General features: G+C 43.5%; 25 protein-coding genes. 6 read left to right on the forward strand and 19 right to left on the reverse strand.

Features of this window, described 5'->3' with window-relative positions:
* A partial coding sequence (locus L2748_RS00805) for a hypothetical protein (RefSeq protein WP_248957661.1) occupies positions 1-226 on the forward strand: 226 nt, incomplete at its 5' end.
* 108 nt (positions 227-334) lie between these two features.
* Here L2748_RS00805 and L2748_RS00810 read toward each other — a convergent pair.
* From L2748_RS00810 to L2748_RS00825, 4 genes are read right to left on the reverse strand one after another with little or no spacing between them, the layout of a single operon-like run.
* Positions 335-2,506 carry a cytochrome c gene (locus tag L2748_RS00810; protein ID WP_220779449.1) on the reverse strand — a complete coding sequence of 724 codons (2,172 nt, stop codon included), beginning with the start codon at positions 2,504-2,506 and terminating at the stop codon, positions 335-337.
* Position 2,507: 1 nt separating this feature from the next.
* Positions 2,508-3,122 carry a cbb3-type cytochrome c oxidase subunit II gene (locus tag L2748_RS00815; RefSeq protein WP_220779447.1) on the reverse strand — a complete coding sequence of 205 codons (615 nt, stop codon included), beginning with the start codon at positions 3,120-3,122 and terminating at the stop codon, positions 2,508-2,510.
* The gene (ccoN, locus tag L2748_RS00820) at positions 3,115-4,527 is read right to left on the reverse strand and encodes a cytochrome-c oxidase, cbb3-type subunit I (protein ID WP_220779445.1); all 1,413 of its coding nucleotides are present in this window, start codon (positions 4,525-4,527) and stop codon (positions 3,115-3,117) included. The genes L2748_RS00815 and ccoN overlap by 8 nt, the downstream gene beginning before the upstream one ends.
* Before the next feature lie 3 nt (positions 4,528-4,530).
* Entirely contained in the window at positions 4,531-4,863 is a 333-nt protein-coding gene (locus L2748_RS00825) for a c-type cytochrome (RefSeq protein WP_220779443.1), read from the reverse strand.
* 663 nt (positions 4,864-5,526) lie between these two features.
* On the opposite strand from L2748_RS00825, the gene L2748_RS00830 reads away from it, so the two are divergent.
* A complete protein-coding gene (locus tag L2748_RS00830) occupies positions 5,527-5,958 on the forward strand; it encodes a universal stress protein (RefSeq protein ID WP_220779441.1) in 432 nt (143 codons plus the stop codon).
* 83 nt (positions 5,959-6,041) lie between these two features.
* On the opposite strand, the gene gabD is transcribed toward L2748_RS00830, so the two are convergent.
* The 3 genes from gabD to L2748_RS00845 all read right to left on the reverse strand — a co-directional run bounded on the left by gabD (position 6,042) and on the right by L2748_RS00845 (position 8,559).
* Positions 6,042-7,490 carry an NADP-dependent succinate-semialdehyde dehydrogenase gene (gene gabD, locus L2748_RS00835; RefSeq protein ID WP_220779439.1) on the reverse strand — a complete coding sequence of 483 codons (1,449 nt, stop codon included), beginning with the start codon at positions 7,488-7,490 and terminating at the stop codon, positions 6,042-6,044.
* Between the two features lie 150 nt (positions 7,491-7,640).
* Positions 7,641-8,198: a class IV adenylate cyclase gene (gene cyaB, locus L2748_RS00840; protein ID WP_220779437.1), complete on the reverse strand. Its 558-nt coding sequence runs from the start codon at positions 8,196-8,198 to the stop codon at positions 7,641-7,643.
* Between the two features lie 193 nt (positions 8,199-8,391).
* Positions 8,392-8,559: a hypothetical protein gene (locus tag L2748_RS00845; protein WP_220779435.1), complete on the reverse strand. Its 168-nt coding sequence runs from the start codon at positions 8,557-8,559 to the stop codon at positions 8,392-8,394.
* A 163-nt stretch (positions 8,560-8,722) separates the two neighbouring features.
* Between L2748_RS00845 and L2748_RS00850 the strand changes: the two genes are divergently transcribed.
* Complete coding sequence (locus L2748_RS00850; RefSeq protein ID WP_220779433.1) at positions 8,723-9,067, forward strand: DUF3634 family protein; 345 nt, start codon at positions 8,723-8,725, stop codon at positions 9,065-9,067.
* Between the two features lie 304 nt (positions 9,068-9,371).
* Here L2748_RS00850 and L2748_RS00855 read toward each other — a convergent pair whose 3' ends face one another.
* From L2748_RS00855 to L2748_RS00910, 12 genes are all read right to left on the reverse strand, one after another.
* On the reverse strand, positions 9,372-9,917 hold the full coding sequence (locus tag L2748_RS00855) for a DUF3833 domain-containing protein (RefSeq protein ID WP_220779431.1): 546 nt from the start codon (positions 9,915-9,917) through the stop codon (positions 9,372-9,374).
* Complete coding sequence (locus tag L2748_RS00860) at positions 9,905-10,564, reverse strand: chalcone isomerase family protein (protein ID WP_220779429.1); 660 nt, start codon at positions 10,562-10,564, stop codon at positions 9,905-9,907. The genes L2748_RS00855 and L2748_RS00860 overlap by 13 nt, the downstream gene beginning before the upstream one ends.
* 26 nt (positions 10,565-10,590) lie before the next feature.
* Positions 10,591-11,097 carry a DUF2878 domain-containing protein gene (locus L2748_RS00865; protein ID WP_220779427.1) on the reverse strand — a complete coding sequence of 169 codons (507 nt, stop codon included), beginning with the start codon at positions 11,095-11,097 and terminating at the stop codon, positions 10,591-10,593.
* Positions 11,098-11,131: 34 nt separating this feature from the next.
* The gene (locus L2748_RS00870) at positions 11,132-12,379 is read right to left on the reverse strand and encodes an SAM-dependent methyltransferase (protein ID WP_220779425.1); all 1,248 of its coding nucleotides are present in this window, start codon (positions 12,377-12,379) and stop codon (positions 11,132-11,134) included.
* Entirely contained in the window at positions 12,379-13,149 is a 771-nt protein-coding gene (locus L2748_RS00875) for a DUF1365 domain-containing protein (protein WP_220779423.1), read from the reverse strand. Before L2748_RS00875 ends, L2748_RS00870 begins: the two co-directional genes overlap by 1 nt.
* Positions 13,146-14,426, reverse strand: coding sequence for an NAD(P)/FAD-dependent oxidoreductase (locus L2748_RS00880; protein WP_220779421.1), 1,281 nt, complete (start codon positions 14,424-14,426; stop codon positions 13,146-13,148). Before L2748_RS00880 ends, L2748_RS00875 begins: the two co-directional genes overlap by 4 nt.
* Positions 14,426-15,295: an SDR family NAD(P)-dependent oxidoreductase gene (locus L2748_RS00885; protein ID WP_220779420.1), complete on the reverse strand. Its 870-nt coding sequence runs from the start codon at positions 15,293-15,295 to the stop codon at positions 14,426-14,428. The genes L2748_RS00880 and L2748_RS00885 overlap by 1 nt, the downstream gene beginning before the upstream one ends.
* On the reverse strand, positions 15,292-15,822 hold the full coding sequence (locus tag L2748_RS00890) for a nuclear transport factor 2 family protein (protein ID WP_220779418.1): 531 nt from the start codon (positions 15,820-15,822) through the stop codon (positions 15,292-15,294). The genes L2748_RS00885 and L2748_RS00890 overlap by 4 nt, the downstream gene beginning before the upstream one ends.
* Entirely contained in the window at positions 15,819-17,360 is a 1,542-nt protein-coding gene (gene phrB / locus L2748_RS00895) for a deoxyribodipyrimidine photo-lyase (RefSeq protein WP_220779416.1), read from the reverse strand. The genes L2748_RS00890 and phrB overlap by 4 nt, the downstream gene beginning before the upstream one ends.
* Position 17,361: 1 nt before the next feature.
* Complete coding sequence (locus L2748_RS00900) at positions 17,362-18,345, reverse strand: MerR family transcriptional regulator (protein ID WP_220779414.1); 984 nt, start codon at positions 18,343-18,345, stop codon at positions 17,362-17,364.
* 32 nt (positions 18,346-18,377) lie between these two features.
* Positions 18,378-19,334, reverse strand: coding sequence for a YbgA family protein (locus L2748_RS00905; protein WP_220779412.1), 957 nt, complete (start codon positions 19,332-19,334; stop codon positions 18,378-18,380).
* A 168-nt stretch (positions 19,335-19,502) separates the two neighbouring features.
* On the reverse strand, positions 19,503-20,420 hold the full coding sequence (locus tag L2748_RS00910) for a polyprenyl-phosphate transporter (protein WP_220779410.1): 918 nt from the start codon (positions 20,418-20,420) through the stop codon (positions 19,503-19,505).
* Positions 20,421-20,655: 235 nt separating this feature from the next.
* On the opposite strand from L2748_RS00910, the gene L2748_RS00915 reads away from it, so the two are divergent.
* The 3 genes from L2748_RS00915 to L2748_RS00925 all read left to right on the forward strand — a co-directional run bounded on the left by L2748_RS00915 (position 20,656) and on the right by L2748_RS00925 (position 22,225).
* Positions 20,656-21,141, forward strand: coding sequence for a hotdog fold domain-containing protein (locus L2748_RS00915; RefSeq protein WP_220779408.1), 486 nt, complete (start codon positions 20,656-20,658; stop codon positions 21,139-21,141).
* Positions 21,142-21,244: 103 nt separating this feature from the next.
* The gene (locus tag L2748_RS00920; protein ID WP_220779406.1) at positions 21,245-21,538 is read left to right on the forward strand and encodes an ArsR/SmtB family transcription factor; all 294 of its coding nucleotides are present in this window, start codon (positions 21,245-21,247) and stop codon (positions 21,536-21,538) included.
* 51 nt (positions 21,539-21,589) lie between these two features.
* Positions 21,590-22,225, forward strand: coding sequence for a DUF1294 domain-containing protein (locus L2748_RS00925; protein ID WP_220779405.1), 636 nt, complete (start codon positions 21,590-21,592; stop codon positions 22,223-22,225).
* Positions 22,226-22,252 lie beyond the last annotated feature (27 nt).

Raw genomic sequence — 22,252 nt, forward strand, 5'->3', positions numbered from 1 at the left:
GCAGTTCAAGTCTGCGAAGACCACCAATTTAAAACGGAAAAGCCTACCTTGTGTAGGCTTTTTTGTATCTGCAGAAAATGACATGGCTTCAAATAAAAATCTTAATCGTCATCAATTCATGCAGTTCAAGTCTGCGAAGACCACCAATTTAAAACGGAAAAGCCTACCTTGTGTAGGCTTTTTTGTATCTGCAGAAAATGACATGGCTTCATATAAAAAACCTTAATCGTCATCAATTCATGCAGTTCAAGTCTGCGAAGACCACCAATTTAAACGGAAAAGCCTACCTTGTGTAGGCTTTAAATAAGACATAAAACTGCCCCTACCCTGAAGATTAGTCGATACTAATATCACCGTCTCTATGGTCATACATATCAGGCGTGGTATGCAGATTGCCTGCAAAGCCTGCTTTCTCTAATTGCCTACGAACCGCTTTGACTTGTTCAGCTGTAACCGGCTCTTTTCTATCACCTAAATAGTAACGAACGAAGCTAATAAGATTTGCCAGCTCAGTATCCGTCAATACATTTTGGAAGCTGGTCATCGGCATAAAATTACGTTCTTCATCTAAGTAGGTCGGTGACAGCCCACGTATTGTCACAGCAATTGTATTAAACGGATCACTGTGCATAATGATGCCGTTATTTAGCAGAGTTGGTGCAATCGGATCTCGTCCTTTACCGTCTTCACCATGACAAGCCCCACAAGTCTCTGCATACAATGAATAAGCATTGAATTGCTTATCAGCATAAGCTTCTTGGGTAAAACCCGTTGGGTTCAGTTGCTGTGTATCTGCTGGAATGGTGTTGTATTCATCGCCCACCAGCAAATACCGTGAGATGGTTTTAATATCATCACGCGTCATTAAACTCGTACTATTTTTCACTACATCAGCCATGCCCGCAAATGCAGAGCCTTTCGAAGAATGACCGGTATGTAAAAAGTCGGTTAGTGACTCCATATCCCAGCGGTCTTGATAAAGCTCTTTAGCACTTATATCCGGCGCGTTCCAACCATCGATCAAGTTACCTTGGAATATCTTCTCAGGGATCAAGGCCTGAGCAAGATTACGCGGCGTATGACACTCGCTACAATGACCAAGACCCATCACCCAATACTTACCCTGTTGCCACTCTTTTAGCTCTTGCTCAGTTAATTCAACATGTTTAGGCGCTTCATAAGATAACGGTGCTGTATCCATAAAGACCAAGTTCCAACCCAATAGTCCGGTGCGAATGTTCGATGGGAAGATCATCTCATTCTTATCGTTTTGCCTCGCGACTGCGGTAATCGACTGCAAATAACTCCATAAGTCTTGAGTATCCTGCTCTTTTAAATACTGATATGAGGTGTATGGCATCGCAGGGTATAGATAACCATGACGGCCTTTACCATCAAACAAGGCCGCTTTGAAATCAGCATAATCATCACTGCCTATACCTTCACTCACATGCGGAGTAATGTTGGTTGAATATACAGTACCAAATGGGGTTTTAAATGGCAGACCACCAGCAAAACGTTCACCACCTTCAGAGCTATGACATGCCACACAGTCACCGGCGTTTATCAAGTATTCTCCCCGCTTAACCGCTTCAGGGTCTAACGCTGCTAACTTAGCATCACTGATTAAACGCTGCTCTGTGATATAGGCACCAACAGCCAAAATTTCATTATTAGAGAGTTGAGACTCAAAGCCTGGCATTAAGTTATTTAAGCCAAAATCGATAGTGTGTTTAATCTCTTCAATACTGCCACCATGCAGCCAAATGGCATCATTAAGTAAGGGCGCACCAATTTGCGTATTGGCAACCGTGCCATCGCCATGACAACTGGCACAATATTGAGTAAATATGCCTCTACCAAGATCAATCTTCACCTGTGGTGCATTTAAATTACGTCGCTCAGGCTGCAGTGAAGCAATGTAATAAGCCATCTTAGTGATTTGATCATCAGATAAAATACCTTTCCAGCCAGGCATTGCACCATGACGCCCCTTTTCTATCGAATGTAAAATCTCCGACTCGCTGCCTCCATAAAGCCACTCATTATCAACCAGATTTGGAAAGTGTTTTTGCCCTTGCGCATTACGGCGGTGACAAGCAGCACAATGAGTTTCAAATAATGATGCACCGCTATCGGTAATCACTTTATTTTTAGCCAGCGCCATTAAACTTTTATCATTTAATGGCGCCATTTCAATTTCTAAATCGGTTACAGGCGAGCTCAAAGCATCATCACTTTGCACCCAGCCCATTAAGCCATTCCAATTACCTAACCCCGGGTATAGAACTAAGAAGATAACTGACATAACAAATGCGACTAGGTAAGAGATAAACAGCAATCTAGGAGGCGGCGCATCGTTTTCATCAATGCCATCAAAGGTATCAATGGTTTTATGTTCATCAGCACTGTGATTGTCACGCCAATACTTAATAATAACCAGCGCCATAAAACTAAGAAAAATAACGATGAATCCTACGACCCATGCATTCCAGAAAACAGTCATATTAACGCTCCTGATCACTGGCTGTGTCTTGTCCTAAGCTTTGTAGATATTGAACCAAAGCCTCCCCTTTACTTACGCCTCTAACCGCAAGTCTCGCTCTTTCAATCTCGTTATCGGAGTATGGAACGCCTAATGTTTGCAGCGCCCGCATTTTGGCTTCAATTTCATCTCCAGTGAGCACCTGTTCAAATAACCATGGATAAGCAGGCATTAATGATGTCGGTACAACCTGTCTTGGATTTATTAGATGGATCCGCTGCCATTGCTCAGAGTATTTTCGGCCCAGATTCGTTAAGTCAGGCCCTGTGCGTTTAGACCCCCACAAATTAGGAAACTCGTAGATATCGTCAGCTTCTTTATTGGCTCTGCCATCACGCTTAACTTCAGGGTCTATGTTTCGTACCATTTGTGTATGGCAAACATGACAGCCTTCACTGATATAAACGTCACGCCCTGACACCTCAATTGCTGTTAATGGTTTAGCCAGCGAGTTAGCCCTAATTTCGTCAGTACGTACTAAGTTCGGTACAATTAGCACTACAATTGAGAAACTCGCGACAACCACAGTTGCGACAATGAGGATCACCAAAGATTGGGTAAAGTCTTTACTAAGCATCTTTACTACCCTCCACTAATTCAGTTGCAGTAACCGTCTTATATAAGTTAAATGCCATCAATAGCAGACCGAATACAAAGCATGCACCGCCAAAGAAACGTACAAACAACCAAGGGGCTTTAAAGTCCATAGCCTCAACAAAACTGTAGACAAGCGAGCCATTTTCTTGCTGAGCAAGCCACATGTAGCCTTCACCAATCCCTGCAACCCACAAGGCAATAGCGTATAGGGCAACACCTAGATGGGCTAACCAAAAGTGCCATTTAAGTAATCGCTGCGACCAAAGACCGTCCTTTCCCCAAAGCCTTGGAATGAAATAATAAAATACTGCGATACCTGACATTCCCACCCAGCCAAGCGCTGCGGAATGCACATGTCCAATAATCCATTCTGTGTTGTGAGCTAACATATTAAACCAACGGATTGCCAGCAATGGTCCCTCGAATGTCGCTAAGCAGTAATACAAAATAGCCGACATAAAGAACCACATGATGTAATCGGTTTTCAACTTGGCTTTATTCTGCAGTAGCGTCATCGCACTATTAAATGCACCTGCCCATGAGGGTAGCCACAAGATAAGTGACATAACAATACCGATGTTTTGCACCCACACAGGGACTGATGAGTAAACCAGATGATGGGTTCCCGCCCAAGTATAGAAACCGACTAGTCCCCAGAAATGAATAATCGACAAGCGATAGGAATAGATAGGACGTTCAGAGATCTTGGGGATGAAGTAATAATTCATACCAATGATGCCAGCTGTTAATAAGAACCCTACCGCGTTGTGGCCCCACCACCACTGCACAATGGCATCTTGGGCACCTGCAAACACTGAGTACGACTTCATAAAGTAAGCGGGTAAGGCTAGATTATTGAGGATAAAAATCAGTGCAATAACGATGATAAACGCACCAAAAAACCAATTAGCGACAAAGATATGATGTACTTTTCGTTTCGCGATAGTGCCAAAAAACAGTACTGCATACAGCACCCATACAATGACAATTAAAATGTCTATTGGCCACTCGAGTTCCGCATACTCTTTACTGGTCGTATAACCTAACGGCAAACTAATCAGCGCAAGCATAAGCACCAGTTGCCAGCCCCAAAACACCATCCAAGACAGGCTTCTGTTAAATAACCTTGTTTGACCCGTCCGCTGCACAATATACAAGGATGTACCCATCAAGATATTAACCACAAAGCCATATATCACCCCAGATGTGTGCAAGGGACGTAGACGACCAAATTGAATATATTCAGAATCAAAATTAAGTGCCGGCCAGTAGAGCTGCGCGGCTAATACCACGCCAATAAACATACCCGCTATCGACCAGCCAAGTGCTGCAATAATAAAATACCGAACGACTTTTACATCATAGTTATCAGTGCCTACTAGCATGCCCTACTCCTCTTCTTTTTTCGTGCCCAAAACCGAGTAATAGTAGGAGATGTCTTTCATATCCTGTTCGCTAAGTGTGTCAGCTTGCTGTTGCATCAAAATAGCTAAACCACTGGTGCGCTGTCTGGATTGATAATCTTTTAAAGAGGAGATCAAATACCCCATCTTTTGACCACGTAAATTAGGGTAAGGATCAATAGTAGATATGCCATCTTCACCGTGGCAGGTCATACAAACCTTGGCTTTCTCCTTGCCAATTTTAAAGCTGGGGTCATAGTCAGCGGCTGCAGCCGTTGTCCAAAATAGTAGTATTAATAGTAGGGATATTCGGTTCATAAGCAGTCTCTTATCTTCTTGTGCACCTTATTGAAACTAGTCGGTATAAATTGAATTGCCACAATTTGCGCAATTATTCACCTAATAAATTAGTACGTAATGAACAACGATTGAGTTCAATAATTATTTTTCCGACTTGGACAGCCCTTTGACCGAAATTAATGTGCCTACTGAAATAGCGCATTTCATCTGCGATATTGATCTCACTAAAGCTAAAATTAACAATAATTAAGGCTGATGTTTTTGTGACTTTTATCAAGTATATATCTGACAAGCTATGGGATATTTATGACTCAAATTAGCTTTATCAAACCTAAATTAGAGGTCTTTTATGGATTTTATAAGACATGTTCCCGCGCTATTTTCTTTAATAATGGGCATAGCAATTGTTGAATGCAGCGTCATCGTTATGGGATTAAGCCTGAAACGACTGCAAAGCGTGCTTATAAAAACCTAAGTGTTATATCCACAACAAAACTGCCCACTCGCGTGGGCTTTTTTACCCGCGTTATCCACAGCAGCAAGTAACTCCTTGGCTTAGCAAGTTTTACGCATCCGCATAAAACACCTATATTTAAAGTAAGTGAAAATCTCTTGCCATAGCACTATTTCGTTATGGCATTTCAGATATGATTGTAAAACGAAGGTATACAGGAGGGTGTTATGCGCAGCCGAATAATCCTTTGTCCAACTGACTTTTCAGAAACGGCATCTCATGCAATAAGCTATGCCGTAGAGATGGCAAACTTATATCAAGTAGGCGTGCGTCTGCTGCATGTCGTCGATAAACCATTCGGTGATAAACACACTCGAGTACTCGCTGAAACACAAGATGAACTCAACGAGAGAATGGAAAAGCAAGCAGCAGTAGAAATGCAGCAATATATTGACTCACTAGAGGGCTACTTCCCTTTTGAAAGCAGTATTAGCCACGGTCACCCGGTAGAGCAAATCTTAGCAACCGCTAAAAATATCGATGCCGGTATGATTGTCATTGCCAGCCACGGCCGTACTGGGTTAAACCACTTTCTCAATACCAATACTGCCGAGAAAGTGGTGAATAAAGCCCGTTGCCCAGTGTTGATTGTTAAATAAGACACTAACTTTTTTTAACTTAGTTTGGGTTTATGGATTTAGCTTAAGGGGCGCTGGCTCGCCCCTATGATTCAATGACCGTATTAAACCGACATACATATGTACTTCATCTCAAGGTATTCTTCGATGCCAAACTTTGACCCTTCACGGCCTAACCCCGATGATTTTATACCACCAAACGGCGCAACTTCGGTTGAGATTAATCCCGTATTTACACCTACCATACCGTACTCTAATGCCTCGGCCACTTTCCAGACTAATGAGATATCGCGACCATAAAAATAGGCAGCTAAGCCAAACTCGGTGTCGTTAGCCTGCTGGATAACATCATCAACATTAGAAAACTTAAACAGTGGCGCTAATGGGCCGAAGGTTTCTTCTTTAGCAACCAACATGGTTTTATCGACATCAGTAATAATGGTAGGCTCGAAAAAGTGGCCGCCAATACTGGCAAGCTTACCGCCAGCAAGCAGCTTAGCGCCTTTTGATAACGCATCATCTAGATGAGATTGCACCTTAGCGACTGCATCAGCATTAATAAGCGGGCCAGTTGTAACACCCGGTTCAGTTCCCACTCCGATGTTGAGTTTAGCCACTGCCGCAGCAAGCTTGCTAGCAAACGCGTCGTAGACTTTATCTTGTACATAGATTCGATTAGCGCAGACACAAGTTTGGCCAGCATTACGATATTTTGCGATCATTGCCCCTTCAACGCCGGCATCAATATCGGCATCATCGAACACGATAAAAGGCGCATTGCCCCCCAATTCGAGCGACATTTTTTTAAGTGTAGGCGCGCACTGTTGCATCAGCTTTATCCCTACCGGCGTCGAGCCAGTAAACGATAACTTACGCACAGTGGGGTTAGCACATAGCTCATTACCTATCGCTACCGCATCACCTGTGACCACATTAAATACGCCTTTAGGAATGCCAGCTCGTTCGGCTAATTCAGCCAGAGCCAAAGCAGTAAAAGGAGTCTGCGGTGCTGGCTTAACCACCATAGTGCAGCCCGCGGCTAATGCTGGCGCGGCTTTACGGGTGATCATCGCTGCAGGAAAGTTCCAAGGTGTAATGGCAGCCGTTACGCCAACGCTTTGCTTAATTACCATCAAGCGCTTATCAGCCTGGTGACCAGGAATTGTGTCGCCGTATATACGCTTGGCTTCTTCGCTAAACCATTCAATAAAAGATGCCGCGTAAGCAACCTCTCCTTTAGCTTCGCCGAGCGGCTTTCCTTGCTCAGTTGTCATTAATAAGGCTAAATCATCTTGGTGCGCTAACACTAATTCAAACCAACGAGTTAACTTACTACTGCGCTCTTTTGCAGTTAATGCCCGCCATGCAGGCAGTGCTGCTTCAGCAGCATCAATTGCCGCTTTAGTTTCATCAGCTCCCATGACTGGCACAGAGCCTATGACATCAAAAGTTGCTGGGTTAGCAATATCTATCGTGCTTTGATTATTTGCATCACACCATTGACCATTGATGTAACATTGCTGACGTAGCAAATTTATATCATTAAGCTGCATGGGCGTTCCTTTATTTGATAACACAATCAGTAAGTTTTTCGATAACTGGCAACAAAAATACTTGCAACACTGAGGTTGCCGAACCATTAGGACTCTTAAGAAGAGCATTTGTTCCTGTAAACTTCACCCTGCAAAACCGTCAAACTCAGGTCATTGCGAGTAGCTAACCTGTAATGCTTCTTGCAACTGACGATAAGAATTGTGCTCTTCCATATCAGGAGTTAACCCCAAGCTTGCTGCTAATGCCAGTAATTCAGACTTAAAACGTGCAAGAGAGTCCTCGTCATCAGTCATGATGGCAAGCTCAGCAAAGTCACCGACTCCAGCTAAGGTATCAACCGTGATATGAAACTTACCTAAGAAGTAGATGCTGCGAGTCTTATGTAACTCTAAAACCCGCTCAAACCCCATGGTAAGCAGCATGCTTTTAGCTCTATCACTGTCGCTAATATCGACGGCTTCGCAGCGATCCTTTTCAGGGCCTTTAACGATCCATAATTTAATGCCAGATGGTTGCATTTCTCGAATACATACACTCTTATGTTGCGTACCCAAAGTGTTACTCGGCATATCAAAGTAGCAATCATACTCCGCATTATCTTCAAGCATGACTTCAACGGCTAACAGCCTTAGCTTTTGCAAAAAATCGATTTTAGACTGCAGTCGATACTTAAATTCAACTTCATATTTGCCAACAAAATGGGCCATTATTATTACCGCTAAGCCAGATCAATGTAGGCAAAGAGTATACGCCGATAACACCATTAAAAACTGCTAAGTCTTCTAGAAAAAAGGCTGAGAAATCAAATTTCTCAGCCATTTAGATAAGGCTATAATATCTTGTCTAACTCTTGTCTAACTAAGGCTATTAAACTTTAGCCACACTCGGTATGAACTGTCGCTATTTGAGCGGTTGCTCTGTAATAATTTCCGCCGCTACTCTACGCCAGCTTTGGCTCAGCTGCGTATGCTGCCTTTGGCGTTGGGGGAAAGTTTCAGATAAGTTTTCGAGGAGTTTGGCTTGTTTTTCACAAATTTCAAGCCAGCGATGCGCATTTGATATTGACATAAAGTGTTTTCCTTAACGTTTTTTTCGTCCATAAAATCATTACCTATAAAGGTAGCCTGTAACACATAAATTTCCAATCTAGTGACCTAAGCCCTTTTAAATAACAAATGGCAGGAGTATCTTAACAATAGGGCTAAAAGAGCTTTAACGAAAAGGATACTCCATGACGCCAACCCTACTAAAAATTGCTTTTATTGCTATTGCTGTTTTCATTATTTACAAGCTGATCTTCAGCGGTAAAAAAGGCCTAAATGTCTTTGAGATGCACTTTAAGGACGGTCGACTCACATCCCACAAAGGTAAAATCCCTGACAAATTTGCCAAAGAATGCCGCGCTATCGCTAAGTCGAACAAACTGACTTGTACTGTTAGGGCTGAAAAGCTTAATGGTGTGCGCCTGCATGTTTCAGCAAATGTGAGTGACTCGCTAACTCAGCGCATTAGAAACGTGTTTCCATTCGAGTATTACGATAAAAAGCAGGTTGATAACAGCAAGAAAGTATCTTAAATAACAAGTTGTAAGCAATTGAGCAAGTGACCTTAGACTAGCTAAAACTAGGCTAACTTATATTAGACTAGCTAAAAAACACTCATCTTGGATTAGATTGAGTCACACTGTTTTAGTTAAGTTTTACTTGCTCTTTTTGCTATATCCGCCTTTCCGACTTCATCGCTAATCATTAGGGCTTTATCCGTCATCAAAGGGTGAGTCGGTCATCACATCACCCAGCTAGAAGAGCATGATAGCGGCATTGACGCCACATCTGCGTCAAAAATAAACCGCGATTAGTGCTTAGCTTCAATGATTAGCTTTAGCCCTTAACTTTGTTAATCACTAAGGTGACTTGTGCCATAGTGATACCAAACTTGTTGATGTCGCTACGATTGATAATGGTGTTTTCATCCACTAAAAACATCCAATCATCGAAAGTGACCTGATATTCAGTGTCATCAACTGGCAGCATCATTTGGTATTCCCAGCGCAGCGCCATGCCTACAGCTTGCCCCTCGGCCTCACCTAAGATGTCATTTGCGGTTCCCGTATATTGCCCCGCCCCCAGATCGGTGATGTTCCAAATCCTTATCTGCTTTTCACCGTCATCATAGACAAACCACTCTTTGATTTCGCCTTGATTACCTTGCCAACTCGCCACCATGTCAACAGTAAATCGCCTGACTACTTTGCCACTGTAGTCTTGTACCGTGCCATGAGCGGTAAGTTTTCCATCAAAGAACTGCTTTAAATCTAGATTCGGCGTCGTGCCTTCATAGTCATTAATATCAGAGCTCGAACAGGCAGCAAGCAACAACAAACCCAGTACCGCTATAGTGTGCTTAATCTTGCTTAACAATCGCATGCAAGCTCTCCTAGTAGTTGTTTTCTAAGTTCTGGTCGGCTGGTTGATTCAGATAACCAAATGGCTAAAAAGTCGTCACCAAAGCCTTCAGGCAGAGGCTTAGCTAACGGCTCACCATTAAAGTAAAATTGGCTCACACCTGAATCAAATACCCTTAAGGTTAACTTGTCACCTTCTACTACATCGGGCCAAACAGCCTTGATTTCAGCGAGCCATTTTTGCTGACTTTGCTCGCTTAAGCCTAAATGCTGCCATTGATCTAAAGTCGCTTCCACCAGCCGCTCACTTGGGATCTCTTGGTAATACTCAATATCTAACACCAGCGGTAATTCACCTTGACTGTAATTGCCATCAAGGGTGAGTAATTTAGCTCGGTAAAGCGAAAACCACCACCACTGCATCTCGCCGCGCCCCACCTCTTTAAAATCATCGCTGTGATGTAAAGGTGTTTGATTAGCGTGACTTAAAACCTCTTGAGAAAGAGTACCCGCGCTGGCAGAAGCAGCGATTTGCGGCGATTCATCAATTAACTGCTGAACAATTTTAGCTTGGGCAGAACTGGCAAACGCCAGCAAAATACTCAATACCCAGACTATGGGTTTTATCGCACCGAGGCTGTGCCAGCCAATAACTGATGTAACGCGCATAATTTTATCCCTATCATCAGCAGAGCTTATGGTTGAGGCCGACTGACATTAACAAACATAGGGAACATTACGAGCCAAACAAAGAACAGGATCAGTGCGCTGTAGAATAATTCTAACGGCAAAACAACCGCCTCCAAGCGTGCCCCCGCTAAATAACTTAAGCAGCCGAAGACACCACCCAGTAGCGCGTTAAATTGCCAAGTTAATTTTTGGGTGAACACTAAGCTGTAGCGCAATGAAATGGCAAAGTGGCACCATATCGCTAGCAGCCAAAAAGGGAACTGCTGAAATTGAAACACGCCCGTAAACATTAAGGCGCTATCGAAGGCAAATCCAAATATGGCGACCTTAAGCATCAAGCTTAGATCTTGGCGCACTTCGCTAGACAAACCAAAGTGAACCAGCAATAGCGGTATAGTCAGCCACAAGGATGAGTTTAAGTACAAGATAGATAGCCACCAAACCGCTTGAAACATGAGCAAGTTGATCACGATTAAGTGCTGCTTTGCAAACTGAATCATGCGAATTGGCATTATGTTACCTCCAGAAATCACAGGACATGCACCACTAACTATTGGGCTGTAAGCGATATTGTGGACGCACTGCCACTAAATGTACGGTACTGGTAGTCCGTTCTAAAAAACCGCCTTCACAATAGCTTAAATAGAACTTCCACATACGGATAAAGTCATCACCATAGCCAAGTGCTTTTATCTTAGGCAGTGCCGCGTCAAAGTTATCATGCCAGTCTTTGAGGGTTTTAGCGTAATCTAGCCCCATATCGTCAACCGAGAAAGTGACAAAGTCGGTATGCTTGGTAAGCTCATTGGTCATGCGAGTCACTGACGGTAAGCAGCCACCAGGGAAAATATAGCGCTGGATAAAATCAGCCCCTTTGCGGTAACTGTCGTAACGCTGATCGGCAATGGTAATGGCTTGGATCAATAAACGTCCATTGGGCTTGAGCAGATCTTGGAGTTTTTTGAAAAAACCTGGCAGGTATTCATGACCAACCGCTTCAATCATTTCAATCGATACCACTCGGTCATACTCACCGGTTAATATGCGGTAATCATCTTTGAGTAAGGTTACACAATCTTGTAAGCCCTCTTTAGCAACCTTAGCAACCGCGTATTCATATTGCGCATCAGAAATAGTGGTAGTGGTCACCTTAACGCCATAATGTTTGGCCGCATAAATCGCTAACGCGCCCCAACCGGTACCCACTTCTAATAGCGTTTGTCCCGGGGTTAAATCTAGACGTTCGCAAATAGTTTTAAGCTTGTATTGCTGCGCCTCATCAAGCGAAGCGGCGCTATGTGGATAAAGCGCACTAGAATACAGCATCTCTTTGTCTAGAAACTGCTGATACATGTCATTACCCAGATCGTAGTGCGCCAAAATATTGCGCTTAGAGCCCTCTTGGGTATTACGATTAAATAGGTGAGATAGGCGACTAAAAGGCGCTGTCAACCAAGATAGCTTTTGCTCAAGCTTATCGAGTAATGGCAGGTTACGGGCGAACAGCTGCACAACCTTGGTTAAATCAGGGCTGGTCCAATGCGCTTGTATGTAAGCTTCGCCGGCACCAATCGAACCAGACAAGAGTATTTGTCGGTAGAAACGGGGATTGTTAACGATAATCGTTGCGTGCAGATCAGACTCTTTACGGCCAAACTCGTAACTCTTATCACCATCGATAAGGCTTAAGTGACCATCATTAAGTCCGGGAAGCGCACTGAGTAACAACTTCCTTGCAAGGCTGTCCGGCAGACGCTCATTAGCCAGATTATTTTTAGTGGTTATATTTTCCATTATCGTTTCTCCGCTGGCTTACCAGGATGCCCAATAAAAGGCACACGCTTTAAAAATAACTTAAGTGCTTGCCAATAAATTCCTTGGACGATTTTAAGTGTCATAAAAGGAAAATTAATCAGCATTGATTGCAAATTTTTAGCGCTCATCTCACGCTTAAACAAACACAAATTGGCATCAAATAACTTCTGTGTATTACGATTTTCAATACCGACTCTCACTTCGCTGCTCGGCGCTTTAATCCGCCAAATGTATTTCATGTCGAGATCCATAAAAGGCGAAACATGAAACACCTTGTCCGTCGGCTCGGTATGTTCAAGGTTGACTAAGTAATAATGCCGTTGATTCCAAGGGGTATTACTCACCTCGGCCAACATGTATTTAGCCCTATCGCCTTGATAGCAAAAAAAGCAATTAATCGGGCTAAAATAAATACCAAAATGTCTAACTTGGCCAACAAACACCACACGGTTGCATCCGCTCTCTGCACCTAACGTTAACGCTTTAGACAATACTCTGCTTTTTAGGTCTTGCTGCACATCGCCGCAGTTGGCTAAGTAATCTTTTTGCTCAAAGCGCAATGGTGCAAAACCCGTTGACGAAAATACCCAACTAAGCTGCTCCATGCGTTCTAGCTCGTCAAGGTCGATGCCCATCATCGCCATTTGATAATCAAATCTGTGCCGAGTGGGGCTATAGCGGTGGTGACTCACCTTGCCGCTATACACACCACTGATAAAAGGCTCAGCCTGTAACGCTGATGAGGTCATAAGCGCATTCCAAAGGCTTCACACACATCAAATGCACTGTGGACACCGTCTTCATGAAAGCCGTTGTACCAATACGCCCCAGCAAAATGAGTGTGGTTAACGCCAGAGATTAATTGCCTTTGTGACTGAGCTTGCAGGCTTTGTTCATTAAAAACCGGATGCGCATAATTAAATGTACGTAATATCTTGTCAGGTGAGATCAACTCAGATTGATTTAACGTCACACAGAATGTTGGCGCCCCCTCAGGCAAACGCTGCAAAATGTTCATGTTGTAGGTCACTGAAGCTTGTTTTTTAGTGTCACCATCTAAGCGATAATTCCAACTAGCCCATGCAGCTTGACGCTTAGGCATTAAGCTCTCATCTGTGTGTAATACAACTTCATTATTCTGATAAGCAAGCTTGCTCAGTACCTGCTGCTCTTTTGCTGTTGAGTCTTGCAACATCGCCAGCGCTTGGTCGCTATGGCAAGCCAGTACCACTTCATCAAATTCTTGCCACTCACCACAACTCACTTGCAGTTGTACGGCATCGTTTTCGCGCTTAATTGCCGTCACAGGGCTGTTTAAGTGGATGGCATCTTTAAAAGGCGCGATGAGATCTGGAATATAACTACGGGAACCGCCCTCTAATACATACCACTGCGGCCTGTCGGCAATATTGAGTAAGCCGTGATTTTCAAAAAACTGGATAAAGAAGCGCAATGAGAAAGCGCGCATATCATCAATACTCGAAGACCAAATGGCAGCGCCCATCGGCAGAATGTAATGCTCACTAAAGAAGTCGCTAAAGCCTTGGTTATCTAACAGCTCACCCAAGGTTTGATATTGGTAGATATCAGCGGCAAAAGCTTGTTTACACAGCTTATTAAAACGCAAAATCTCCCGAATAAATAACCAGAATCTAGGATTAAGGATATTGCGTTTTTGGGCAAACAAGCTAGATAACGTATTGCCGTTATACTCAAGCCCTGATGTCGCGTTATGCACACTAAAGCTCATCTCCGTCGCTAACGCTTTAACATTAAGCCTTGCCAACAGTTGTTCAAATCGCGGATAGGTGCGGTCGTTAAACACAATAAAACCGCTATCAATCGCGTACTCTTTACCTGCCACTTCAACATCAATCGTTGCGGTATGACCACCGATATAGTCATTGGCCTCAAATACGGTGACATCATGCTTTTTTGATAAAATATGCGCGCTAGTTAGTCCTGAGATCCCACTACCGACAATCGCGATTCTTTTACGCTGCTTACTGTTTTCAACGATATTCATTAGCGCACCTTATTGACTGTGTCTGATTTTGTTTTTGTTTTTTTTTGAGTTTGAGTTTGAGTCGCTGATTCAACATTGTGCTGTGCAGCACTCGACATCGCATCAATTGGATCTGTGTCTGGATTAGTGCTACTGATTTTTTCCCAAATACTACGCGGTAATAAAGCAATTAACTTAAGCAACCAGGTAAAACGTTTAGGAAAGTGGATTTCCCTAGCGCCCTTTGCTAATCCTTTACGAATTGCAAACGATGCTTGTGATGCACTTTGCTGCATCGGCATTGAAAAATCATTTTTGTCAGTAAGTGGAGTTTTTACAAAACCCGGACAGATAACGCTAACGCCAATGTCATAGGGCTTTAAATCAATCGCTAAACTGGAAGCTAAATACTGCACAGCAGCTTTGGAGGCGCCATAAGCTTCGGCGCGAGGGAAAGGTAAGTACACCGCGCTAGAGCCCATTAACGCCAGTCTGCCGCCCTTACCGATAAGTGGCGTAAACGCCGATAAGCAATATCCCATGGCAATCACATTCGTGCGGATCACACGTTCAAATAACTCTGCATCAAAGTTAACCGCATCATCAATATACTCACAGCTCCCCGCATTTAAAATCACTAAATCTAGCGGTGCAGAAAGTTTAGATTTGACGATAGCAGCCTGAGCTTTAACCTCATCTTTGTCGGTAATATCAAATACCAACAGCTCTGCACCTGTAAGCTGGGATAGAGCTTGCTGATTACGACCGCAAGCAAACACTTGCCAACCTTCGGCAATATAGTCTTGCGCTAATTGCCAACCAATACCGGAACTTGCACCTGTGATAAGTACGCTATTTTGCTGCTTACTGATTAATTTGGCGGTATTCATTGTGATGCCTTTGACTTAACCAGCTTGACCAAGCTTCCTACCAAAGGAATATGTTCGTACAACATGGTTCCGAGGTCGAAAAAGTCCTGATGCTGATAAATTTTGTTGTTTATAGCAAGGATGCTTACTCCCTTAACGGTAATATCAGCACCAGCATTTAACTTAGAATGATTAAATACCATGGTCCATTTAAGGCTCGCCGCACCTTGTTGATGGATAACCTGATGAATATCAAAATCAATTGAGGCGACATTTTGGTAGAGGTTGGCAAAATAATCTGTCAATGCAGGCAAGCCTGACACTTGATGCAGTGGGTCGCTAAATTCGATGTCGTCACTGTAAACTTGCCCAAGTAGGTGCAAATTATCTTTATTGAGCTGCTGATATAAAGCAATAAAGTTATCAATCAGCGCTCTTTGCTGAACAAGCTGTTCTGCTAAGCTGTGGCTTTGTAGTGAGCAATCTTCGCCTTGTGACTCAGCCAAAGATGACAAACCCGTTGTTATTTGTTCTGCGCTAGCTGTCATCCAAAAATCTCCTTATCTAAATCCACGCGACTTATGCGATCGATTTCTTGAGCTTGCTGTACTCGAACTTGCTGAGCTTTAGCTTGCTGTACGTTAGCGCTTCCTTTCTTCATCGCAGACAAAACGGCTATGGCGCGCGTTCTGGCAAACTTATGATCAACTATAGGTGAAGCATAATCCGTATCAACAAAAAGTTGTGCTTGAGTAGGTATTTTAAGTTTATGAATTAACTTCAAATCTACCTCATCAAGCTCTGGTAAATAATTACGGATAAACGCCCCTGTTGGATCAAATTTTTCGCACTGTGAAATCGGATTAAATACTCGAAAATACGGCTGTGCATCGCAGCCAGTTCCTGCAGACCATTGCCAGCCACCATTATTAGCCGCTAAGTCGCCATCAATCAGTTTTTGCCTGAAATAACGCTCGCCCCAGCGCCAGTCGACCAGCAAATGTTTAGTCAAAAAACTCGCTGTCACCATGCGCAGACGATTATGCATCCAACCCGTTTGGTTTAACTGTCGCATTGCGGCATCGACTAATGGGTAACCTGTTCGCCCCTCGCACCAGGCTTGGAACTCGCGAGGGTTATTGCGCCATTTAATGTTATCGGCTAATGCATTGAAGTTTGCCCGTCTTGATAGCTTGGGAAACGCCACCAGCAAATGACGATAAAACTCACGCCAAATCAATTCGTTTAACCAGCAGCGCCCGAAACTCTCGTCATGCACTAACGCATCAGGATAGTGGCTTAACAGCACTTGCAAACATTGACGCGGACTGAGTATGCCGATGGCAAGATAAGCAGAAAGCTGGCTAGTGCCATCGATAGCAGGATAGTCACGGCTGGCTTGATAATCTGCCACTTTATCTAAGGCAAATTGCCGTAGCTTAGCTTGTGCTGCATGTTCACCGACCAGCCATTGACCGCTGCAGATCTTAGTGCAATTAAACTCAACATAATTAGGTGTCGGTAATGGCGCTGCAATCGGCTTTGGGCGGGTTAACGTTTGGATTGGATCTTGTTTTGCTATCTGACGCCACTTTTTAGCAAAAGGCGTAAACACCTTATACATTTCACCCGATAAATTAAGCACGGATAAAGGCGGCAAAAAACAATGTTGCTGACTAAGTTCAAGCTCGATCCCAGCTTCAATAACGGCTTTATCTCGGTGCTGCTCATTGCATTCAGGCTCACTCGTAGCAAACACTTTAGTCATCTGCCAAGTGTTGACGTAATGCAATAACACCTCTGGTATCGCGTCAAAATCATCTGCATGGCAAATATCCAGTGGGATCCCAAGCTGTGCCAGCTCTATGGCAAGCTGATTAACCTGCCTTTCTATAAAATCTAACTGAATTGGCGCAACATCATGAGACGCCCATTGCTTAGGCGTCACCACAAATATCGCTCGCACGACACCTTGATGCTCTGCTGCATACTGGCAAGCAGCTACTAAACTTTGGTTATCATCGATACGCAAATCATGCCTAAACCAAACAAGTGCATGACTGCTGATAGCGTGATTACTGTTCATGTTACTTCTCCGACTCAGTGTCAGTGTCAGTGTTAGTGTTAGTGTTAGTGTCAGACAATATTGGTTGTGAGAATGGCGTTTGCTTAGGAACCGCAATACCACACTGCACAAGCAGTTGCACCGTATCGCAATGCGCTATGCCGAGTGCTTGATTAACCACTTTGGCGTAACTGCCAACCAGATATACTTTTGCGCCAGCACTGGTCATAAAATCTTGTAATGCTTGGGTTTCAGTGGACGTCATTTGCGGCTGCGGCAGCAAAAAGACTTGGCTGCAGTTAAGTCGCTGCACAATAAAGTGCAGCTCACTGACATTAGTGACTTTTACCAAGTTGTGGTTGACGTGATAGGCCGATAACTCTAACGACATAATCAATGAGTTAATGGGTTTAGCCCCCTGTAACTCAACTAATAAGCAGGGCTGCTGCGCGTCTGCTTGTAGTTGAGCCAATCGCCTTTTGGCGATACGAGCAGACAATTCATCAATCACCCAGGTTTCAATACAAGCGGCATCGGGGCGGCCCAGTAGTAAGCCTTCAAGTCCATTTAGCCATGGCCAATAAAGGCCATTTTTTAGGACTGAAAACGGATACAGGCCAGATAGCTCAGTAAGCTTTACGTTCAGCGCCGCAGCATTAAAATCGAGACAAGATTGATTGAGGTATTCAATATGGTCTAACCAAAGGTTTTGCTCTTCAGCCGTTAACGCTTGCTTGGCTAAAGGCTTGGCCGCTGCTTGCGTTTGCGACGACTTTAATAGCGGCTTTACTTTACTAATTGCCACACCTTGGTTTAGCCAAAATAGGATCTCTTCTATTTGGGCTAAATGAGATTCGCCGTATAAACGATGCCCTTTGGGCGTACGCTTAGGGACAACTAAACCAAAGCGTCTTTGCCACGCCCTCAAGGTAACCGGGTTAACCCCGGTGCGCTGGGCTGCATCGCCTATGGTTAACCATATTGCTTCATCCTCAACCTTTTCCATGCTGTACTCCAGGTTAGTAATCAAACCTATGCCTAGTAGGCATAACGTAGCTTGAGCTCTTGAGGGTGCGGATTAAGGTACACTTGGTTCTCAATATAGGGGGTTGGGAATTCACGCAGATAATGGTTAATCAGCGTCATCGGCACCAAGATAGGTTGCAAGCCTTGGTTGTATTTCAAAATCGACTCTGCAAGCTCTGCTTTTTGCGCGCTCGACAGATGCTTTTTAAAGTAACCTTGGATATGTTGCAGCGCACTGGTGTGGTTTTTACGGGTCGCTTTAATCTTTAAGATCTGCATAAAACCAGTAAAGTAGGTCTCTGCAATCTTTTCTAAATCACCACTCATATCTGCTAACAAAGGTCCAAGCTCACGATAAAGCTTTGGATTATGCGCCATTAACATATATTTGTAGCGAGCATGAAAGTCCAAGATACTACTCTTGGTAAAACCAGACGCTTTTAGCATGTGCCAGTCATGGTAAGCGTATACACGAGTAAAAAAATTCTCGCGAATAGGTAAGTCATGCAAGCGCCCTTCTTCTTCAACAGGAAGCAGCGGATAACGCTCCATCAACTTTCTCGCATAAACCCCAATACCAGACTTCCAACCATTGTTAGTGCCATACTTGTACTCAGTGACACGCTCCATACCGCAGGTTGGTGATTTAGCACATAAAATGTAGCCACCTAAAAAGTTTAGTTGCTCAACTTTTTTATCACTAAACTCATTAAGCTTGTCTGTTACATCAACAGAACCATCTGCACTTTTCACGAAAATAATATCGCCGTCTTTTTCTAAGCGAATTGATTTGCGCGGCGCCCCCATACCAATCGCCATCTCTGGGCAAACTGGTACATAGTCAAAATGCTCTGCAATCTCTTTACGGCAATAACTTGATGCCTTATGGCCGCCGTCAAAACGGACTTTCTCACCTAGCAAACAAGCACTAATACCGATCTGGATTTTATCTGAATTAAATTGGCTCATAGTCATACTCCCTAATTGACTGTTCATTACGCCCTATACTTGTACAAGGATCACTTTTTTGTACAAGTTTTAATTCAACCGCAAACTTTATCTGCTTGTCCAGTGAATTTTAGACATAAAAAAAGCCAGTTTTGAACTGGCTTTTCAATGTATTAATGAATAAAACGCTTATCGCGTTTTATTAGCGAATCGCTCTAATCCCCATACCAGGAGGATACCGCAAACCATAGCAATAACCGCATATAACAGTAATGAAGGTTGCCCTGTTACCTGTTCATACTGCATAGGAGACAGTACACGCTCATCAAGCGGCACCATTTCACCTTTTGAATTTTCACGGAAAGTCAGCACTTCTTTCCATGGCCAAATTTTACCGAGTGTGCCCAGCATTAAACCAATTAAAAAAACCAAGGTTGCATCGTGGAACTTTCTTAGCAAGGCTGACAATACATGGCTAAAACATAAAATACCGATAGCGGCACCAGCGGCAAAAGTTACGATAATACCCAGCTCAAAATTCTTAACCGCACCGATTACTGGGGTATATAAGCCCAGTAATAACAAAATAAAGCTGCCAGAAATACCGGGTAAGATCATTGCTGTAATAGCGATACAGCCACCTAAGAATACATTTAAGTAAGTCATCTCAAGCGCAATTGGGTTGAGCATGGTAATGCCCCAAGCAAACACGACGCCAACCACGAAAAGGGCCAAACGCCCAAAAGTGAAGCCTTTAACTTGCTTGAGCATGTGGATCACTGAAATAACAATTAAGCCAAAAAAGAACGACCACACCGGGATTGGATGAGTGTCGAGCAAATAAGTGATTAATTTGGCTAAGGTAAAAATACTGGTCAAGATCCCACCAAACACACACAGCAAAAAAGGACCATTAATATGCATAAATGCCGCTTTAATGCCCTTTTCCTTAATGACTCCAAATAAAGACGGATTAATCTTCTTAATACTTTCAAGTAATGGGTCTAAAATCCCTGCGATAAATGCGATAGTACCGCCAGATACACCTGGGACCACATCTGCAGCGCCCATTGCCATCCCCTTGAGGTAGGTCTTTAAATAATTCACTTTATTCCTTAATTTACTGAGATGTTTTTAATCGGCCGAAATTATACGTGCCACTTCCTCTAAAAAGAAATGAAATGCAGTTTAATTTTCTGCGCACTAAATAATCGCTGCTAGCAATTGATGTTAATTCAATGTTAACCTCATCCGACCAGTCACACGACTAATAATCGTTTCAAATTTGAGTCGCCACGAGCCACAAGCTCACAACAGTCGATCACCAAAGGACAAACAGCAGATGAGCAATACTAATAATAAGCCCACTAAAGTCATGTCGCTATACAATCGCGTTAGCCGCTTGCCTTTTGGTAATAAGATTTTCTCTATTATAGTAAGCCGCATGGCGCCCTACTTCGCCACAGTAAAACCCATGATTAGTGAATTAAATGTGAATCGCTGTGTGTGCTTAATCAAAAAACGTAAAGCGGTACACAACCATATTCAGACTGTACATGTGATTGCCATCTGCAACGGGCTTGAGATGGCGATGGGAGTGATGGCCGAAGCGTCTATTCCCTCACACCTAAGATGGATCCCAAAAGGCATGAGCGTTGACTACACCGCCAAAGCTGGCAGTGATATCACCTGTATAGCCGAAGTGAAACCTGAGCAATGGGTGCCAGGTGATATGCTGGTGCCTGTAACCGCTTACGACATCGATGGCGTGGCTGTTGTGCAAGGTACAATCAAACTTTGGATCTCTGAAAAGCCAAGCAAACAGTAAATTATTTGAGGTAGAATACGCCAGCTGACACAAATAACACTTGTCGGCTGACGGATCCCTGCTATTATTTCGAATAATACCGAAACATTTTAAGAGTAAGCTTATGAACACCGAAATTGCTGCAAAAGCCCTAAAAGAGTTAGGCCACCCTACTCGGCTAACTTTGTTTAGATGTCTAGTAAAAGCTGGCCATAAAGGCTTACCTGTAGGCCATTTACAAGAGAGCTTGCAAATCCCAAACTCTACCTTATCCCATCACTTATCAAGTTTGATGTCAGCAGGATTGGTCAAGCAACATCGAGAAGGACGCGTATTACACTGTATTCCGCAATTTGACTGCTTAGAAGGTCTCATTCAGTTCTTACAAGAAGAGTGCTGCGCAGAGGAAACTTGCTAACACTCAACACCTGTCAGAATGACATCGGTACACAGCAAAACTAACCTCTCTATGAAGCAAGCAGTAAAGAACCATGTAATAGTCGGCGAAATCGACAGTTGGGATGACGCTAGAGGCTTTGGCTTTATCCAAGTCCCAGGGCAGAAGCAGCAAGTTTTTTTGCACATTTCCGCATTAGCTAAAGACTCTCGTCGACCTCAAGCGGGTAATCGCGTCCAGTTTCATCGGGTTAAAGATAAGCAAGGTAAATTGTGCGCCGAAAAAGCCCAGTTACTCAGCGGCGGCGAAGTAAAGCCGAGCCGAAAAATTAGCCCTTCGTCAAGTCGGCTTAGTATCGCAATTGCGTTAAGCTTTATTGCGATCTTATGCATTGCCTACTCACTGCAACATATTCCTCTGTGGCTTTTGCTCTATTTTATCACTGCGAGCCTAGTGACATTTATTGCCTACGGTTGGGATAAGCGTGCTGCACGTAAACATCGTTGGCGCGTCAGTGAGTTAAAGCTGCACCTATTAAGCATAGTGGGGGGCTGGCCCGGCGCATTACTGGCTCAGCAATGGCTCAGACACAAGTCTTCAAAAGGCCGCTTTAAATTTATTCTATGGTTAACGGTGCTTTGTAATCTCACACTTATCTATCTGTTTCACAGACCAGAGCTAAATCCGTTATTTATGCTTATAAAATAATAGTATAAAACCCAAAAATTAAAACGC

This window comes from Shewanella sairae, from assembly GCF_023283535.1.
In the GTDB taxonomy this organism is placed as follows: domain Bacteria; phylum Pseudomonadota; class Gammaproteobacteria; order Enterobacterales; family Shewanellaceae; genus Shewanella; species Shewanella sairae.

What these genes read in the sequence shown, in the direction of transcription:
- L2748_RS00880 (WP_220779421.1), bottom strand. Translation starts at nt 14,426, where the DNA reads ATGAATATCGTTGAAAACAGTAAGCAGCGTAAAAGAATCGCGATTGTC.
- gabD (WP_220779439.1), bottom strand. Translation starts at nt 7,490, where the DNA reads ATGCAGCTTAATGATATAAATTTGCTACGTCAGCAATGTTACATCAAT.
- L2748_RS00855 (WP_220779431.1), bottom strand. Translation starts at nt 9,917, where the DNA reads ATGCGATTGTTAAGCAAGATTAAGCACACTATAGCGGTACTGGGTTTG.
- L2748_RS00830 (WP_220779441.1), top strand. Translation starts at nt 5,527, where the DNA reads ATGCGCAGCCGAATAATCCTTTGTCCAACTGACTTTTCAGAAACGGCA.
- ccoN (WP_220779445.1), bottom strand. Translation starts at nt 4,527, where the DNA reads ATGCTAGTAGGCACTGATAACTATGATGTAAAAGTCGTTCGGTATTTT.
- L2748_RS00915 (WP_220779408.1), top strand. Translation starts at nt 20,656, where the DNA reads ATGAGCAATACTAATAATAAGCCCACTAAAGTCATGTCGCTATACAAT.
- L2748_RS00860 (WP_220779429.1), bottom strand. Translation starts at nt 10,564, where the DNA reads ATGCGCGTTACATCAGTTATTGGCTGGCACAGCCTCGGTGCGATAAAA.
- L2748_RS00870 (WP_220779425.1), bottom strand. Translation starts at nt 12,379, where the DNA reads ATGGAAAATATAACCACTAAAAATAATCTGGCTAATGAGCGTCTGCCG.
- L2748_RS00890 (WP_220779418.1), bottom strand. Translation starts at nt 15,822, where the DNA reads ATGACAGCTAGCGCAGAACAAATAACAACGGGTTTGTCATCTTTGGCT.
- L2748_RS00825 (WP_220779443.1), bottom strand. Translation starts at nt 4,863, where the DNA reads ATGAACCGAATATCCCTACTATTAATACTACTATTTTGGACAACGGCT.
- L2748_RS00815 (WP_220779447.1), bottom strand. Translation starts at nt 3,122, where the DNA reads ATGCTTAGTAAAGACTTTACCCAATCTTTGGTGATCCTCATTGTCGCA.
- L2748_RS00885 (WP_220779420.1), bottom strand. Translation starts at nt 15,295, where the DNA reads ATGAATACCGCCAAATTAATCAGTAAGCAGCAAAATAGCGTACTTATC.
- cyaB (WP_220779437.1), bottom strand. Translation starts at nt 8,198, where the DNA reads ATGGCCCATTTTGTTGGCAAATATGAAGTTGAATTTAAGTATCGACTG.
- L2748_RS00845 (WP_220779435.1), bottom strand. Translation starts at nt 8,559, where the DNA reads ATGTCAATATCAAATGCGCATCGCTGGCTTGAAATTTGTGAAAAACAA.
- L2748_RS00865 (WP_220779427.1), bottom strand. Translation starts at nt 11,097, where the DNA reads ATGCCAATTCGCATGATTCAGTTTGCAAAGCAGCACTTAATCGTGATC.
- L2748_RS00810 (WP_220779449.1), bottom strand. Translation starts at nt 2,506, where the DNA reads ATGACTGTTTTCTGGAATGCATGGGTCGTAGGATTCATCGTTATTTTT.
- L2748_RS00925 (WP_220779405.1), top strand. Translation starts at nt 21,590, where the DNA reads ATGAAGCAAGCAGTAAAGAACCATGTAATAGTCGGCGAAATCGACAGT.
- L2748_RS00905 (WP_220779412.1), bottom strand. Translation starts at nt 19,334, where the DNA reads ATGAGCCAATTTAATTCAGATAAAATCCAGATCGGTATTAGTGCTTGT.
- L2748_RS00850 (WP_220779433.1), top strand. Translation starts at nt 8,723, where the DNA reads ATGACGCCAACCCTACTAAAAATTGCTTTTATTGCTATTGCTGTTTTC.
- L2748_RS00900 (WP_220779414.1), bottom strand. Translation starts at nt 18,345, where the DNA reads ATGGAAAAGGTTGAGGATGAAGCAATATGGTTAACCATAGGCGATGCA.
- phrB (WP_220779416.1), bottom strand. Translation starts at nt 17,360, where the DNA reads ATGAACAGTAATCACGCTATCAGCAGTCATGCACTTGTTTGGTTTAGG.
- L2748_RS00875 (WP_220779423.1), bottom strand. Translation starts at nt 13,149, where the DNA reads ATGACCTCATCAGCGTTACAGGCTGAGCCTTTTATCAGTGGTGTGTAT.
- L2748_RS00920 (WP_220779406.1), top strand. Translation starts at nt 21,245, where the DNA reads ATGAACACCGAAATTGCTGCAAAAGCCCTAAAAGAGTTAGGCCACCCT.